Here is a 15,316-nt window from a genome sequence, read left to right on the forward strand (position 1 = left end):
TCCCGCCGCGTCCGTCCCCGTCGTGGAATGCGTCCGTTCCCGCTGCGGCCGACCGGTCGCGCGGCTCGTGGTTGCCGCCGGGTGGGGCGGCCGGCGCCGTGCCGACCGCCCCACCCAGGTGGGTCGGGGACCTACTCGCTCAGGGCCCCCACCGTGTCCAGGACGTCACCGCCGGCCGTGCCGCCCAGCACGTACACCCGGCCGTCACCGCCGGTGGTCGCGGCGGCGTCCGCCCGCTTGGCGGCCGCACCCGTGGGGCCGGCGGTCCACTGGTCGTCGTCCGGGGAGTAGACCTGCACCGCGTCGGTGACGTCGCCACCCGCGTCCCGGCCGCCGACGACGTACACCCGTCCGTCCGGCCCGGTGGCGCCGGCGGCCTGGGTCACCCCGGTCGGCAGGTCGGACACCTGGGTCCAGGATCCGCTGCCACCCGTGCCGGGCGTGTAGGCGTACACGCCGGATGAGGCGCGGCCGGTCGGGCCGCCACCCGCCGCGCTGCCACCGGCGGCGAGGATGCGGCCGTCGGGCAGAGCGGTGAGGACCGGTGCCGTGACGGGGGTCGGCGGCGCATCCGCCGTGGTCCAGCTCGCGGCGTCGGGGTCGTAGATCGCCAGCGTGTCGCCGTCGAGGACGTAGATCTTCCCGTCGGTCGCGCGGGTCGCCCGCGGCTCACCCATCGGCTTGGGCAGCGCCGTCCCGCTCGTCCAGGTGCCGCTGGACGGCGTGTAGACCTCGACGGTGTCCGTCGGGTCGTTCCCGGCACCGGATCGGCCACCGATCGCGTAGATCCGGCCGTCGGTGCCGGTCGCCGCGGCGAGATGCGTCCGCGGGGTCGGCAGGCCGGCCGCGTCCGTCCAGGCCTTCTTGCCCGGATCGAAGACCTGGACGGTGCCCACCGGCGCGGCGGCCGCGCCGGGCGCCGCACTCGGCGAGCCGGTGCCGGTCGGCGACCCGCTCGGCGTGGCCGACGACGGGGTGCTCGGCGTCACCGACGACCCGCCGGTGGGCGAGGAGGTGTCGGTGGGCGAGGAGGTGTCGGTGGACGAGGAGGTGGCGGTGGGCGAGTCGGTGGAGGGCGGTGCGCCGTTGCCGCCGGGCGCGTTCGGCGCGTTGGACAACGGGCCGAACGTCGGTTCTCCGGTCAACGCGCCCGGGATGATCGTCGAGGTGGTGGTCGGACCGCCCGCGGGCGCCGTCGGCGACCCCGTCCGGGTCGAGGTCGGCGTTGAGGTCGGCGTCGAGGTCGACCCAGACGAGGTCGAGGTCGAGGTCGGGGAGGGAGTCGAGGTCGGGGAAGCAGAGGCGCTCGACGGGGAGGCGCTCTGGGTGGGCGAGCCGGTGGCCGAACCCGACGCGCCGCCGGCGCCGCCCGCGACCCCGGCGGTCTCCTGGCCGCCGATCGCATAGATCCGCCCGTCGCAGCCGGTGGTGGCGGCGAGGTGGGCGCGGGGAGCGGGCAGGGCGGTGACGGTCTGCCAGCTACCCAGCGGACCGGCCGTCGACGGGTAGGACGGGCAGCCGCCGCCCGCGGGGCTCGAAGCGGCGGAGCTTGAAGCGGCGGAGCTTGAAGCACCGGGGCTCGTGGTGGCGGCGCTCGCGGTGGCGGGGCTGCCCGTCGGCCCCGGGCCGCCCGGGGCGCCGGTCGGTGTCGCGGCGGCGCCCGTGCCGAGCAGGCCGGGCGAGGCGAGCGCCGCCGTCAGGGTGGCGGCCAGGACGAAGGTGCGTGACGGGCACCGACGTGACGTGCGGGACCAACTCATGGGTTCCCCCTCTTCAAGCCCGCGTCCGCGGACCCGACCGGCGGGTGGATCGCGTGGATGGATGGCGTCGCGGGGCCGGACGGCCCGAGCGACCGGCTGACCGGGCTTGTCGTGGCCGTGGGAACCAGCCGGGTGGGCAGGGGCGTCCGTGCACAGAACAGGCTACGGATTGTGTTCCCTCTGTTTCAGAATGTAAGCTGCCCGTCGCGGGTGGTTGTGGTGAGGCCGCCTCGGGCCGCCCGAGGCCCGCCGCCCGCGGCCGCATAGCCTCTCCCCGTGCCCAGCCAGCCGCCGCCCGTCCCGTCGAGAGTGACTGTCCTGCACGCCCGCGTGCTCGCCCGGCTGACCGGCGCGGCCGAGGCCCGGCGCAGCGAGCGCTTCTTCGCCGACCAGGGGCGGGTCGTGGCCGCTCTCGTCGGCCTGTCCGTGCTCGGGTCGGCGGCGGTCGCCGCGGGGCCGTTCATCCTGCGCCACCTCATCGACACCTCGCTGCCGACCGGCCGGGTGCGCGACCTCGCCGTCCCCGTCCTGCTGCTGTGCGCCGTGCTGGTGTTCGAGTCGACCGTGCTGTCCCTGCGGATGGCGCTCATCGCCCGGCTCGGCGGGGTCGTCTCCGTGCGCATCCGCCAGACCGTCAACGCCCACCTGCAGCGGCTGCCGTTCGCCTTCTTCCCCCGCAGCCAGCAGGGCGAGGTGATGACGGTGATGTCCTCGGATGTCCTGGCCGCCCAGAACGCGATCTCCGCGACCGTGCAGGCGGTCATCTGCCGGCTCGCGGACATCGTCGTCGGCACCGCCGTCGTCTTCGCGCTGGACTGGCGGCTCAGCCTCGCGGTAATGGTGTTCGCCCCGGCCACCCTGGTGATCATCCGGTCCGGGCGGCGCCGCCTGGCCGCGCTGTCGCAGCGCCAGCGGGAACTCGACGGCCAGCTCATGGCGCAGGTGTCCGACACCGCGTCGGTATCCGGGGCGCTGCACGTGCGGCTGTTCGACCGGGTCGACTACGAGTTGCAGCGGTTCGACGCGGCCGGCGCCGAGTTGCTCGCCGCCGCCCGGGAACAGGCCCGGCTCACCTCCCGGGTCCGGTTCCTGGTCAATCTCGGCATCGTCGCGACGATGACCGCCGTGGTCACTCTCGGCGCCTGGCTGGTCTCCTCCGAGCGGACGACGCTCGGCACGGTCGCCGCCCTCGGCGGCGCGTTGCTGGTGTCGTTCGGCCCGCTGTCCTCCGCCGTCGACCTGCGCTCCGAGCTGGCCGGCGCCGGGGCCTCCTTCCGTCGGATCTTCGCCCTGCTCGACGTGCCCGAGGACGAGGCCGCAACGATGCTCGCCGGGCCGCCGACCGCCATCGCCGTGCCCCGGCCGCTGGCCCCGGCCCCGAGCTCGGGCGTGGGTGCGGCCGCGGTACCGGTGGGCCTCGACCTGGCGCTCGACGAGGTGTGGTTCGCCTACGACCAGGCCGTGCCGGAGCCCGCGCGGGCGGCGGACGCCGCGGCGCGCGAGCGCCCCGGCCCCGACGACCCGTCCTGGAACCTGCGGGGGGTGACACTGCGGGTCGCGGCTGGGACGACCACGGCCGTCGTCGGCGCCAGCGGCGCGGGCAAGACGACGATCGCCTACCTCGCCAGCGGGGTGCACCGCCCGCAGCGAGGCCGGGTCCTGCTCGGCGGCGTGCCGCTCGACGCGATCCCGCCGGCCCGGCTGCACGCGGCGATCGGCGTGGTCCCGCAGGATCCGCACCTGTTCCACGACACGATCGCGGCGAACCTCCGCTACGGCCGGCTGGACGCGACCGACGACGAGCTGCGGGCCGCCCTCGACGCGGCCAGCCTGTCCGCCCTGCTCGACCGGCTGCCCGAGGGGCTGGCGACCCGGGTCGGCGCGCGGGGCTACCGGCTGTCCGGCGGCGAGCGCCAGCGGCTCGCCATCGCCCGCGTCCTGCTGCAGTCGCCGCAGGTGCTGGTTCTCGACGAGGCGACGTCCGCGCTGGACACCGTCTCCGAGGCCGCGGTCCGCACGGCGCTGGACCGGCTCGCCGTCGGCCGGACCTGCCTGGTGATCGCCCACCGGCTGTCGACGGTGATCGACGCCGACCGCATCTACGTCATGGACCACGGCCGCGTCGTCGAGGACGGCACCCACCGCGACCTGCTTGCCGACGGCGGTGCCTACGCCCGCCTCTACCGGCCGAGCGCCGTGTGACCGGCCGGGCCGGGATCGACGGTGCGGTCGACGCTGCTGTCCCGTGCCGGGTCGTGGGACGGCGGGCCCCGCGCGGGGCAGGATGGCTTGAAGCGTCGTGGGCGGAACGTGGTTCAACGCCCGCGGGAGGAGCATTCCGGTAGTGGATCCGGTGTGGTCGGCGCCGTCGTGGCACCCGTCGACCCGGACCGCGACCGGCAGGTCGAGAGGAGACACCCGCATGACCTCCACTGCCGGGAAAGCCACTGCCGCCGGTGGCATGGATGCCGCCGGTGGCACGGACGCCGCCGGTGGCATCGACGCCGGTGAAACCAACGCCGCCGGGCCCACCGCGCACGGCGGCTACTCGCACCGCCAGATCATGGTCATCCTCTCCGGCCTGCTGCTGGGGATGTTCCTCGCGGCGCTGGACCAGACGGTCGTCTCCACGGCGATCTACCGGATCGGCGAGAGCCTGCACGGGCTGACCGCGCAGGCGTGGGTCACCACCGCCTTCCTGATCACCTCGACGATCGCCACCCCGCTGTACGGCAAGCTGTCCGACCTGTACGGGCGCAAACCGTTCTTCCTGTTCGCGATCGCCGTGTTCATCACCGGCTCGGCGCTGTGTACCTTCGCGACGTCGATGTACATGCTCGCCGCGTTCCGGGCGGTGCAGGGCATCGGGGCCGGCGGCCTGTTCTCGCTCGCCCTGGCGATCGTCGGCGACATCATCCCGCCGCGGGAGCGGGCGAAGTACCAGGGCTACTTCATGGCGGTGTTCGGCACGTCCAGCGTCCTCGGACCCGTCGTCGGCGGCGCGCTGGCCGGCCAGGACACGCTGCTCGGCGTCGCCGGCTGGCGGTGGATCTTCCTGATCAACGTGCCGATCGGCATCGGCGCGCTCGTCGTCGTCGCGCGGGTCCTGCACATCTCCCACGAGCGCCGCGAGCACCGCATCGACTACCCCGGCGCCCTGACGCTCATCGTCGCCCTGGTGCCGCTGCTCATCGTCGCCGAGCAGGGCCGCGAGTGGGGCTGGGGCGCGGGCTCCTCGCTGGCCTGCTACGCGATCGGGCTGGTCGGCATCGCCGCGTTCGTGGTCGCGGAGCGGCGCGCGAAGGACGATGCCCTGCTGCCGCCCCGGCTGTTCCGCAACGGGGTCTTCGCCGTCGGATCAGCCCAGTCGGCGATCATCGGGATCGGCATGTTCGGCGGGATCACCCTGATCCCCCTCTACCTGCAGCTCGTCAAGGGGAACTCGCCGACCAAGGCCGGCCTGCTCACCCTCCCGCTGGTCCTGGGCATCATGCTGCTCTCGCTCGTGGCGGGACAGATCACCGCGCGGACCGGCCGTTACAAGATCCTGCCCGTGATCGGCTCGGCGCTGCTCGTCGTCGGGATGCTGTTGCTGTGGCGGCTGTCGGCCGACAGCAGCCTCGTCTACGTCGATCTGGCGATGTTCGTCGTCGGCGCCGGGCTGGGCCTGAACATGCAGACGATCGTCCTGGCGATGCAGAACGCCGTGCCGCCGCGGGACATCGGGGTGGCGACCTCCTCGACGACGTTCTTCCGGCAGCTCGGCGGCACCCTCGGCGTGGCGGTGTTCCTGTCGATCGTGTACTCGATCGTCGGCTCCCGGATCACCTCCGCGTACGCGGACGCGCGCGGCACGGCGGCGTTCGACGCGGCCGCGCGCAGCCATCCCGACCAGCTCAAGGTGCTCGGGTCGGCGTCCTCGGGTGGCTCGGGCAGCCTCAACGACACCTCGTTCCTCCACGGACTCGACCCGGTGCTGACCCACCCGTTCAAGGCCGGCTTCACCGAGGCGATCACAGTCGCCTTCCTGGTCGGTGCCGCCGTGCTGGTCCTCGCCTTCGTGCTGTCCCTGCTGCTCAAGGAGGTGCCGCTGCGAGAGACCGGCGCGGCCTTCGCCGACCAGCCGGCCGCGCCGGACGGGACCGCCTCCCCGGCCCCGAGCGGCACCGGTCCCGAGGCCGCGGCGGCCGGTCCCGAAGCTGCGGCGGCCGGTCCTGAGGCCGCGGCGGCTGGTCCCGCGCGGTCCGACGGTCCGCGCGTCGGCGGCTAGCCCGCTTACAAGTGGCCGCGGCGGACCATCAGCGCCAGCACGCAGGCCGAGGGTGCCATCGGTAGCCACACGGTGACCAGCCGGTAGCCCAGGACCGCGGCGAGCGCGACGGCGGGGGACTGCCCGGCGGCGATGATCGCCGCGGTGAGGGCCGCGTCCAGCGAGCCGAAGCCGCCCGGCGAGGGGACCAGGGCCGAGGCGGCGCTGGCGGCGAAGTACAGCGCGAAGACCGCCCCGACGCCGAGCGGGAGGTGCAGCGCGCGCATGATCGCCCACAGGGTCGCGGCGTGTAGCAGGGGGATGGCCGCCGAGCCGCCCCACAGCAGGGCCGCCCGGCTCGGCGAGCGGATCGTGGAGCGCATCGACCGTAGCTGGTCGACGACTCGTGCCCACACCCCGTGCGCCACCCGGCGGGCCGCCGGTACCAGCCAGCCCAGCAGCGCGGCGACGGCGACGGCCGCCGCGGCCACCGCGACGCCCAGGGCCACCGGGCCGCCGTCCGGCAGCCGGGTGGAGTCCACCGGCAGGAATCCGCCGGCCAGCAGGACGGCCAGCACGGCGAGATGGGTGGTGACCCCGGCGGTGGCGTCGAGGCCGACCGCCGTCAGGGACTCCCGCAGGGAGAAGCCGTGCCGGTGCAGGAAACGCAGCTTCACCGCGCCGACCCCGAACCCGGCGGGCAGCACGTGATTGGCCACGCTGCCCGCCACTTGGGCGGCGAGCAGCCGGCGGACCGGCAGCGACCGCGGCACCGTCCCCTGCTGGCAGGCCGCGCCCGCGACCCAGGTGAGCTGGGCGACGGCGACCGCGCCCACCAGCCAGAACGGATGGGCGCTGGCCAGCGCGTCGATGCCGGTCCGCACGGTCGACCACGACCGCACCAGCCACACCGCCGCCACCAGCGGCGCCGCGCAGGCCAGCAGCGGGCGAACCAGCCAGAACCGGCCGCGGCGGGGCGCGACGGCCACCGCCACGGCGCCGCTCGGGCCGGCGAGGACGAGGTCCCCGCCCGGCACCACGGGCGCGGCTGCCCCGGTCCGGGCGATGACCGCCGCTGGGGCGGCGTCGAGGGTCGCCAGGGGCAGCGCCCCGCCGCCCACTGCCGCCGCCTCCGGTGCCTGGCGCATCACGGTCCTCCCGTCCTGGCGTCGGCGTGGCTCTGGCCCATGTCGACCCGGTCTGCCCCGGTGCCGTCCGGGATGACGCCATCCGGAGCGATGCTCCCCGACATGTTCTCGTCGAGGGCTCCGCGACGCGCCCGTGACAGTTCACCCGAGTGTCGCGTGACCGCGTCGAGATCGGAACCCGAGCCGCCCGCGAGCAGCCCGGCGAGGCGTCCGGCGAGCCCGCCCCAGCTCCAGGCCTCGCGCATCCATTCCCGCCCGGCCAGGCCCATCCGAGCGGCCCGGTCGGGGTCGTCGAGCAGCTCCACGACGGCCCGGGCCACGGCGGCGGTGTTCCGGCCGTCGACGACCTCGCCCGTGCGGCCGGGCAGGACGACGTCGGGCGCGCCGCCCTGGGCGCCGGTGATGACGGGCAGCCCGCTGGCCGCCCCCTCCAGGGAGGACAGGCCGAGTCCCTCCAGGTCCAGGCCGAGCCAGCGGGTGCGAGACGGCATGGCGAACACGTCGGCGGCGTCGAGGTAGGCGGGCAGCTCCTCCTCACCGACCGCGCCGGCGAAATGCACCTCGTCGGCCACCCCCACCTGTCCGGCGAGGCGGCGCAGCCGGCCCTCGGCGGGTCCCTGCCCGACGAGCAGCAGCCGGGCCCCCGGATGGCGGCGCCGCACGGTGGTCCAGCCGCGGATGAGGGTGTCCTGCCCCTTGCGCGGCACCATTCGGGCCACGCAGATCACGACCGGGCGGTCCGACCAGCCCAGGGCCCGGCGGATGTCGGCCCCGCCGGCGCCCGGCCGGAAGCGGCGGGTGTCGACGCCGCCGGTCAGCCGCGCGAGGGNGGTGCCCGGCGGGGNGACGGCGACCAGCCGGCGCCGGGTGAACGCGGTGAGGTACGTCAACACGTCGGCGCGGGCGGCGACGGTGCGCACGAGCGACCAGCCCACCGGCAGCCGGGACCAGGCGACCTCGTGCCCGTGGCTGGACGCCACCACCCTGGTGACGCCCGCCTCGCGCAGCGTCGGGCCGAGCACCCCGTACGGCGCGGCGGTGGGGAACCAGACGGCGTCACAGCCCTCGCTGCGCACCAGCGAGCGCAGCAGGCGCCGGGACCGCGGCGAGGTGAGGATCCGCTCACCGGCCCGGACCACGGGGAAGGGCAGTGTGCGGTCGAACTCCTCGGCGCCGGGCGCCGCCGGCGCGACGACGACGACCCGGTCGGCGGGCAGGCCGGCGGTCAGGTGACAGGCGAACGTCTGGATGCCGCCGAGGACCGGGGGGAACTTGTCCGCCACCACCAGCGTCCGCGGCAGGTCGACGGCACCCGCGGGGCCGGTCGACCGGGAGCCGGGCGGCGCCGCGGGTGCGGGCACGATGCCCGCCGGCGGCGCGGACTCGTCCGGCCCCGCCGGGCGGGGAGTCCGCCTCACGCGGCGTCCGGCCAGCGCAGTTGTGCGGCATGCGGCGGGGGGTGGCAGGCGTCGTCCCGTTCGACGGGCAACGACGGCAGTCGGCGACCATCCATGAGGGGAGATGATTGCAGGCGGCCGGTGTGAGCTGGATGAGTGCCGCGAATGGGATGCGCCCCGCGGCGGTGGGCTGGCGGGCTGTGGCGTGGCGTGGCAGGTCGGGCGGTGGTGGACGGGCTCGCGTGGACGGGCTCGCTCAGCGCACCGCGAAGCCGGCGTCGATCGGCAGCGCGACGCCGGTGACGTACTTCGCGGCGTCCGAGACCAGCCAGGCCACCGTGTCGGAGATGTCCTCGGGCTGGAGGATCTCGATGGGCAGCGCGTTCTGCATCGCGGCGGTGGCGTTGTCCGACTCGGCGAGCAGCTTCGCCATCGACTCGTTCATCGTCATTCCGGTGGCGACGCCGGTCGGGTGGATGGTGTTCACCCGGATCCAGTGCTTGGCCAGGTCGTTCGCGAGTACCTGCATGAGCCCGACCAGGCCGCGCTTGGCCGCCGTGTACGCCTGCGGGCCCGCGTCCGGACTGCCCGTCCCCTTCAGGCCCGCGCTGGAACTGGTCAGGACGATCGCCCCACCGCGGCCGCCCTCGATCAACGCCGGTAAGGCGGCCCGCACCGTCTTGAAGACGCCGGTGAGATTCGTGTCGATGACGTCCTGCCACTCGGTGAACGGGTCCTTTTCCGGCGACAGCCGGATGATGCCGGCGTTCGCGATGACGATGTCCACCCGGCCGAACTCGGTGAACCCCTCCTGGAAAGCGGCGGAGAGCCCGGCGAAGTCCCGCACGTCCGCCTGGCGGGCGACGATCCGCCCGCCCAGCTTCTCGACGAGCTCCACGGTTTCGGCGAGATCGGCCGCCGAGGCGTTCGGATAGTCCATCGACGCGATGTCGGCGCAGATGTCCACGCCGATGATGTCGGCCCCTTCGCGGGCCAGCCGCACCGCGTGCGCCCGCCCCTGCCCGCGGGCGACTCCGGTGATGAAGGCGGTCCTGCCGTCGAGTGTGCCCATCCGGCACTCCTTCCGGAAACTGAATTCCTGGCATCGGTGTAGCGCAGGTCACAAACGTTATTGCGGACACTGATCGTCCGCAAGGGCTGCCGCCGGCCGCCGCGCGATGATGGACCCCGGACGGCGGGTGACACCGCTGGCGGACGGCGACACCGCTGGCGGACGGCGACACCGCCGGCGGACGGGGACACCGCCGGCGGACGGGGACGAGGAGACCGATGGTGCAGACGACGACGGGGCAGGCCGTGCGCGGGCGGCCCCGGGATCCGGACCTGCAGGCGCGGGTCCTCGACGCGGCGTTGGCCGAGTACGCTCGGTCCGGCTGGGCGGGCTTCACCATGCACGCCGTCGCCGGGCGCGCCGGGGTCGGCAAGTCGTCGATGTACCTGCGGTGGCCGACCAAGGAACAGCTCCTGGTCGACGCGATCGACGCCTACACTCGCCCGCTCGTCGTTGACCACGACACCGGCTCGCTGCGCGGGGACGTGCTCGCCCTGGCGTCGAGCCTGCTGGCCCACTTCCTCGACCCGATGGGTTGGGTGACGGTGCGCATCGCCGTGGACGCCGCCGTCGAGTCCTTCGATCTGGGCGGCTTCCACGAACGGATCGTCACGAAGCACAACGACGCGGCCCAGCGCATCGTCGACCGGGCGATCGGCCGCGGCGAGCTGCCGGCGGGGGTCGACGGCCGGCCGCTGCTCGAGGGCCTGTTCGGTGGCGTGCTCATGCACGCCCTGGCGATGCCGCCCCACGAGCACGCCGCCGCCCGGGGCGCCCTCGCCGCGCACGTCACGCCGCTGGTCGACCTGCTGCTGCGCGGAGTCGGCCCGGCCGCGACCCCCACGGGCGGCTGACCCGGAACGAGGCCGCGGCGCCGCAACGCGGGCACCAGGCCGTCGGCGATCTCGGCGACCACACGGCGGTGCACCGGCGTGGCGAGCAGGAGCCCGTCCCCGCCGACGCTCCGACCTCACCCCCGGCGGGACCACCTGACCCGGACCGGGCGGTGCCGGTTGTACGGCCGCACCGTCCGGGTAGGCACAGAGACAGGGCAGGACAGGGCGGCGCCAGCCGCGGCCCGGGCGCATCGGCTCGTGGGCTGTCGGCCATGCGGCGCGGAAGGAGCACGACGATGGTGGGCACGCTTACCGTCACGGAACGTCGCAGGTGGCTCGACTGGGCGCTGGACATCTTCGACACGCAGGTGCGGGCCGTGCCACCCGGGTCCTGGGCGGCGCCGACACCGTGCGGACAGTGGGACGTGCGGGCGCTGGTCAACCACCTCACCGTCGAACATCTGTGGGTTCCGCCGCTGCTGGCCGGTCTCACCCGGGAGGACATCGGCACCCGGTTCGACGGGGACCAGCTCGGGGACGATCCGGGCGCGCGCTGGACGGTGACGGCCCGCCGCAGCCGGGACGCCTGGGACCGGCCGGAGGCCTGGGCGTCTATCCCGATGTTGTCGTTCGGACCCACCCCGGCGGACGAATACGCCTTCCAGCTCACCGCCGACCTGCTCATTCATGCCTGGGACCTGGCCCGGGCGATCGACGCCTCGGGCCGGCTGCCCGGCGACACCACGTCGGCGCGGACCGTCGGTAACAACCGCGAGCTCGTGCGCTGGGTCCACGACAGCCTGCGCCGCCAGATCGACGCCTGGCGAGTCGTCGGCATCTTCGCCACACCGGTCTCGGTGCCGGACGACGCCGACGAGTGGACCCGGCTGATCGCCCTCACCGGCCGCTCACCGCACTGGCAGCCCGGCCTCGACGCCGGCCAGCCTCTCGACGCCGGGCAGCCTCTCGACGCCGGGCAGCCTCTCGACGCCGGTCAGCACCTCGACGGTGGTCAGCACAGGGGGTAGATGAGGATCGGTGCTCCCGCCCCGCCGGCCGCAGCGGTGGGCGGAGCCGAACAGCTACGCAGCGGGGCCGGGGTCGTCGGCGTGGGGGAGACGCCGCCGCCGGGCACCGGGTGTTTGACGGCCCCGGACGGTGCCGTCGGCGCCGGTTGCGGCGACGCCGCGAGGTCCGACGCCGCGAGGTCCGACGCCGCGAGGTCCGAGGACGGCCGCGTCGCCACCCCCGCGCCGTCGTCCGCGCCGAGGCGACCGATGGCCGCGGACAACGCCCTCGCCGACCCGGCCGAGCCGCCGCCGTCGCGCCCCCAGCTCACCTGCACACCGGACACCGCGATCAGGCCGCCGACCGCGAACGCGGCCACCGCGCTCATCACGACGACCAGCACGACGAGCAGCCGCAGGGTGCCGCGGTCCGGTGAGCCCGCCGCAGCGCTCATCCGCGCCCCCGGCGACCCGAAGCGCGGGCGGCCCGCGCCGCCGGTCCCGCGCCGGCGGGAAGGCGCCGGCATCGGGTGGCGATCTCGGCGTCCCTGCGCATGGGCCGACCGTAGCGGATCGAGCCGGTTGCGGTGGGACGGTGCGGCGCACGCTGCGGATGTCGGGCGAAAGACGATCCGTCGGATCGGTGCCGATTGATGGTTAGTCCGCGAAATTCGGGGAGACAAAGCCGATATCAGCGCCGCTCGTTCCTCGTCCGCTCCCTGCGACTGCCCCTTTCCGGAGGTATCTGATGGGCCTGCGATACACCCGCCGACCGCGGTACGGACCGTTTCACCTCAACGTCAGCGAGCGGGGGGTGTCCTCGGTCACGCTGAAGCTCGGGCGCGTCTCCTGGCGGGTCTGGTCGCGCAACCGCCGCGGCGGCCTGTCCAGCGTCGACCTGCCGGGGCCGTTCTCCTACCGGCGGGAGGGCCGCAGCCGCCGGCGGGCCGAGGGCTGATCCCGGCGGGCGCACCCTCAGTCGGCGGCGACCCGCGCGGTCGGGGCGGTCTTCGCGGTCGGGGCCACGATCGGGACGGGTTGCCGTTCGGCCAGCAGGATCGCGAGGTCGTCGTGCAGGGCCCCGCCGGCATGGGTTCCCACGGCGGCGATGAGCCGATCCAGAGCCTCGTCCTGGCCGCCGCCCCGTAGCAGGTCCAGGCGATCGTCCAGCGGGAAGAAGCGCCTCTGGGCGTCCCTGGCCTCGATCAGCCCGTCGGTGAACAGCAGTAGCCGGTCACCGATCTCCCAGTGCGCCGTCGTGACGGTGAACCGCTCGGCCAGCCCGAGCGGGGGGCTGGGCGAGCGCAGTTCCAGCGTCGCCGATCCGTCCGCCGAGACGAGCCGCGGCGGGTGATGGCCCGCCGAGCACATACCCAGCCGCCCGTCGGGATGGATGTCCAGGACGAGCGCGGTGACGAAGTCCTCGGGCCCGGCTTCGCGCCCCACCGCCCGGGCGCACGCCGCCGCCACCTGCTCGGGATCCAGCCAGGTCACCGCGGCCTCGCGGAAGGCGCCGAGCACCACCGAGGCCAGCCGGACCGCCGGCAGCCCCTTGCCCCGAACATCTCCGATGATCACTCGGATGCCGTTCGCGGTCGGCACGACCTCGTAGAGATCTCCGCCGACGGACGCCTCCTGCGCCGCCGACAGGTAGCGGGCGGCGAAGCCGGCCCCGTCGAGCTGGCCCGGGACCGCCGGCAGCAGCGCCCGCTGCGCGACCTCGGCGACGGCCTGGACGCGGTGCAGCTTGGAGCGCTGCCGGTCCCGGTACACGCAGATGTAGACCGCGATCGCGGACTGGACCAGGACCAGGATGATCGCGGCGATGTGCGGCTGCGTGCCGAAGCGGTGGTCCCAGAGCCCGGAGAGGATCGCCACGATCACCGTCAGTCCGCCGATGCCGGCGGTGATCAACGGTGGGCAGGCGGCGGCGAGGATCAGCGGCCCCAGGCCGAAGTACCCGGTCAGCGCGACGCCGGGTCCCAGGTCGACGACGAGCGCCAGCGTGAGCACGGCCGCCCCGGCGACGATCAGGCGCAGGTTCTCCGGCCCACCCACCGCATCGGCTCCTGCGGGCGCGGCAGGGTTCGTCCGGGCAGTTCGCATGGCTCATTCTCCCGAGCAGACCAGGCGTTCGACCACACACCCTCGCAACCCGGCCGTCGGGTGACGGAAACCTGCCCAGAAGGTCAGGCGGTAGGGACGGCGCGTTCGCCCGGGTGATGCAGGTGCCAGCGTTCGCTGTCCTCGAGCTGCGCGGCCAGGGAGATCAGCAGGGCCTCGCTGCCCGCGGGCCCCATGAGCTGGGCGCCGACCGGCAGACCGGCGGCGGTGCGCCCGGCGGGCACGTTGACGGCCGGCCAGCCCAGCACGTTCCACGGCCAGGCGAACGGGCAGGCCGCCACGATCGCCTGGTCGGTGGCCCAGTTGGTCTCCCGGTTGAGCTCGCCTACGCGCGGCGGGGGGGTCGCCGTCGTCGGCGCGAGCACCACGTCGATCCGGCGGAAGATCCGGCCGATGTTGAGCCGGGCCAGCGGCTCGGCCGCGCGGGTCAACGCCAGGAACGGGCGCAGCGCCCGGCCGGTCCGGGCGTTGGCCACGGTCCGTGGGTCCAGCAGGGACGGGTCCGGGACCCGTCCGGCCCAGTCGCGGATGCCGTCCATGGACCGCGGCAGGAAGATCGTCCCGAGCAGGCCGTAGGGCGGCTCCACCGGGACGACGTCGTGCCCGAGCCGGGCGAGCACCTCGGCCATCCGTTCCACCGCGGCGCGCACCGCCGGATCGAGGCTCGCCGGCATCCCGCTGTAGGGGCGGTGCAGCGACACCCCGATCCGCAGCCGGGGCGGGGGATGCCCGGCCGCGGACCGGAACGGCTCGACCGGCGCCGGCGCGGAGTCCCGGTCGACGGGCAGGCTGCCGGCCAGGACATCGAGCAGCAGGGCGCCGTCGGCGACGGTCCTGGTCAGCGGGCCGTAGACGGTGAGGCCGTTGAACTGCTCGCGCACGGGCGCGCTGGAGATGCGACCGCGCTGTGGCTTGATCCCGACGAGATGCGTCCAGGCGGCCGGGATGCGCACCGATCCGGCGCCGTCCGAACCGATCGCGCCGGGCACCAGGCCCGCGGCCACCGCCGCCGCCGCGCCGCCGGAGGAGCCGCCGGGGGAGTGGTCCAGATCCCACGGGTTGCGGGTCACCCCGAACGCCGGGCCCTCGGTGAACGGCCACTGCCCGAACTCGGGCGTGTTCGTCTTGCCGACGATGACAGCCCCGGCGGCCTTCAACCGCCGCACCATCTCGCTGTCCCGAGCGGCCGGGGGGAACTCGCCCGCGGCACCGAACGCCGTCGGCAGACCGGCGATGTCCGTGTCGTCCTTGATCGCGATCGGCACGCCGAGCAGGGGGCGGTGCCGGTCGGCCGCCGGTCCGCCGGGGCCGTGGGCCGATCCGCCCCGGCCACCGGTCGACCCGGCGGCGAGCTCCACGTCGGCCGCCGCCGCCTCCGCGAGTGCCTCGCGTACCCGTACCCGGCGGAAGGCGTTGAGCGTGGACTGGGTTGCCTCGATCCGGTCCAGCGCGGCCTCGACGAGCTCGTGGGAGGTCACCTCGCCCCGCGCGAGGCGGGCTGCGAGGGCGGCGACGCCGTCCAGCGGGCCGTCCCGCTCCGGATCGACGAGCATCCCAGGCGCGTCCGACATCAGCCACCCCCCTGCCGCATCGGGCCTTGCTGCCCGCACCGTAACCGACCGCGGNCCGCTCGCCCCGCCTCTCGCGCGATACCTCCCATTGTCCGCCGTCGTTACCGGTTTGGCAGAGGCATGGGGAAGGGAAGGGTTTAGTGCACGTCACG

At 74.8% G+C, this 15,316-nt stretch carries 13 protein-coding genes and 1 pseudogene; 6 read left to right on the plus strand and 8 right to left on the minus strand.

Annotated elements, in window-relative coordinates:
* Positions 1–131 precede the first annotated feature (131 nt).
* On the minus strand, positions 132–896 hold the full coding sequence (locus FF36_RS40375; RefSeq protein ID WP_313949839.1) for a Kelch repeat-containing protein: 765 nt from the start codon (positions 894–896) through the stop codon (positions 132–134).
* Here FF36_RS40375 and FF36_RS40380 point away from each other — a divergent pair.
* From FF36_RS40380 to FF36_RS14965, 3 genes are all read left to right on the plus strand, one after another.
* A complete protein-coding gene (locus FF36_RS40380) occupies positions 889–1,407 on the plus strand; it encodes a hypothetical protein (protein ID WP_313954349.1) in 519 nt (172 codons plus the stop codon). The two genes, FF36_RS40375 and FF36_RS40380, sit on opposite strands and share 8 nt — an antisense overlap.
* A gap of 629 nt (positions 1,408–2,036) precedes the next feature.
* Positions 2,037–3,962, plus strand: coding sequence for an ABC transporter ATP-binding protein (locus FF36_RS14960; RefSeq protein ID WP_044885684.1), 1,926 nt, complete (start codon positions 2,037–2,039; stop codon positions 3,960–3,962).
* Between the two features lie 220 nt (positions 3,963–4,182).
* On the plus strand, positions 4,183–6,030 hold the full coding sequence (locus FF36_RS14965) for an MDR family MFS transporter (RefSeq protein WP_052681132.1): 1,848 nt from the start codon (positions 4,183–4,185) through the stop codon (positions 6,028–6,030).
* A gap of 5 nt (positions 6,031–6,035) precedes the next feature.
* On the opposite strand, the gene FF36_RS14970 is transcribed toward FF36_RS14965, so the two are convergent.
* The 4 genes and pseudogenes from FF36_RS14970 to FF36_RS14980 form a co-directional block, all read right to left on the minus strand.
* Positions 6,036–7,157: a lysylphosphatidylglycerol synthase transmembrane domain-containing protein gene (locus tag FF36_RS14970; protein WP_236706441.1), complete on the minus strand. Its 1,122-nt coding sequence runs from the start codon at positions 7,155–7,157 to the stop codon at positions 6,036–6,038.
* A partial coding sequence (locus tag FF36_RS38010; protein ID WP_242422520.1) for a glycosyltransferase family 4 protein occupies positions 7,157–7,986 on the minus strand: 830 nt, incomplete at its 5' end. The genes FF36_RS14970 and FF36_RS38010, both read right to left, overlap by 1 nt.
* A 16-nt stretch (positions 7,987–8,002) precedes the next feature.
* Positions 8,003–8,458, minus strand: a pseudogene (locus FF36_RS38015) (glycosyltransferase family 4 protein); the annotation flags it as partial.
* 352 nt (positions 8,459–8,810) lie between these two features.
* On the minus strand, positions 8,811–9,626 hold the full coding sequence (locus FF36_RS14980) for a mycofactocin-coupled SDR family oxidoreductase (protein WP_044885685.1): 816 nt from the start codon (positions 9,624–9,626) through the stop codon (positions 8,811–8,813).
* Between the two features lie 218 nt (positions 9,627–9,844).
* Between FF36_RS14980 and FF36_RS14985 the strand changes: the two genes are divergently transcribed.
* Together FF36_RS14985 and FF36_RS14990 are read left to right on the plus strand one after the other, a co-directional pair.
* Positions 9,845–10,480: a TetR/AcrR family transcriptional regulator gene (locus FF36_RS14985; protein WP_044885686.1), complete on the plus strand. Its 636-nt coding sequence runs from the start codon at positions 9,845–9,847 to the stop codon at positions 10,478–10,480.
* 278 nt (positions 10,481–10,758) lie between these two features.
* Positions 10,759–11,490 (plus strand): TIGR03086 family metal-binding protein, encoded by a 732-nt coding sequence (locus FF36_RS14990; RefSeq protein ID WP_044885687.1) that lies wholly within the window; start codon positions 10,759–10,761, stop codon positions 11,488–11,490.
* Here the strand turns inward: FF36_RS14990 and FF36_RS14995 are convergent.
* Complete coding sequence (locus tag FF36_RS14995) at positions 11,475–11,924, minus strand: hypothetical protein (RefSeq protein WP_044885688.1); 450 nt, start codon at positions 11,922–11,924, stop codon at positions 11,475–11,477. The genes FF36_RS14990 and FF36_RS14995 overlap by 16 nt on opposite strands.
* Before the next feature lie 293 nt (positions 11,925–12,217).
* Here FF36_RS14995 and FF36_RS15000 point away from each other — a divergent pair, with 293 nt between their 5' ends.
* A complete protein-coding gene (locus FF36_RS15000) occupies positions 12,218–12,427 on the plus strand; it encodes a DUF4236 domain-containing protein (protein WP_044885689.1) in 210 nt (69 codons plus the stop codon).
* Between the two features lie 17 nt (positions 12,428–12,444).
* On the opposite strand, the gene FF36_RS15005 is transcribed toward FF36_RS15000, so the two are convergent.
* Both FF36_RS15005 and FF36_RS15010 read right to left on the minus strand, forming a co-directional pair.
* Positions 12,445–13,575: a PP2C family protein-serine/threonine phosphatase gene (locus FF36_RS15005; RefSeq protein ID WP_044885690.1), complete on the minus strand. Its 1,131-nt coding sequence runs from the start codon at positions 13,573–13,575 to the stop codon at positions 12,445–12,447.
* 83 nt (positions 13,576–13,658) lie between these two features.
* A complete protein-coding gene (locus tag FF36_RS15010; protein ID WP_044885691.1) occupies positions 13,659–15,164 on the minus strand; it encodes an amidase in 1,506 nt (501 codons plus the stop codon).
* Positions 15,165–15,316 lie beyond the last annotated feature (152 nt).

The sequence above is a fragment of the Frankia torreyi genome (assembly GCF_000948395.1).
Taxonomy (GTDB): Bacteria; Actinomycetota; Actinomycetes; order Frankiales; family Frankiaceae; genus Frankia; species Frankia torreyi.

Coding starts and splice junctions, on each gene's coding strand:
- FF36_RS14990 (WP_044885687.1), top strand. CDS start 10,759: ATGGTGGGCACGCTTACCGTCACGGAACGTCGCAGGTGGCTCGACTGG.
- FF36_RS15000 (WP_044885689.1), top strand. CDS start 12,218: ATGGGCCTGCGATACACCCGCCGACCGCGGTACGGACCGTTTCACCTC.
- FF36_RS15005 (WP_044885690.1), bottom strand. CDS start 13,575: ATGCGAACTGCCCGGACGAACCCTGCCGCGCCCGCAGGAGCCGATGCG.
- FF36_RS14970 (WP_236706441.1), bottom strand. CDS start 7,157: ATGCGCCAGGCACCGGAGGCGGCGGCAGTGGGCGGCGGGGCGCTGCCC.
- FF36_RS14995 (WP_044885688.1), bottom strand. CDS start 11,924: ATGAGCGCTGCGGCGGGCTCACCGGACCGCGGCACCCTGCGGCTGCTC.
- FF36_RS14985 (WP_044885686.1), top strand. CDS start 9,845: ATGGTGCAGACGACGACGGGGCAGGCCGTGCGCGGGCGGCCCCGGGAT.
- FF36_RS14965 (WP_052681132.1), top strand. CDS start 4,183: ATGACCTCCACTGCCGGGAAAGCCACTGCCGCCGGTGGCATGGATGCC.
- FF36_RS15010 (WP_044885691.1), bottom strand. CDS start 15,164: ATGTCGGACGCGCCTGGGATGCTCGTCGATCCGGAGCGGGACGGCCCG.
- FF36_RS14980 (WP_044885685.1), bottom strand. CDS start 9,626: ATGGGCACACTCGACGGCAGGACCGCCTTCATCACCGGAGTCGCCCGC.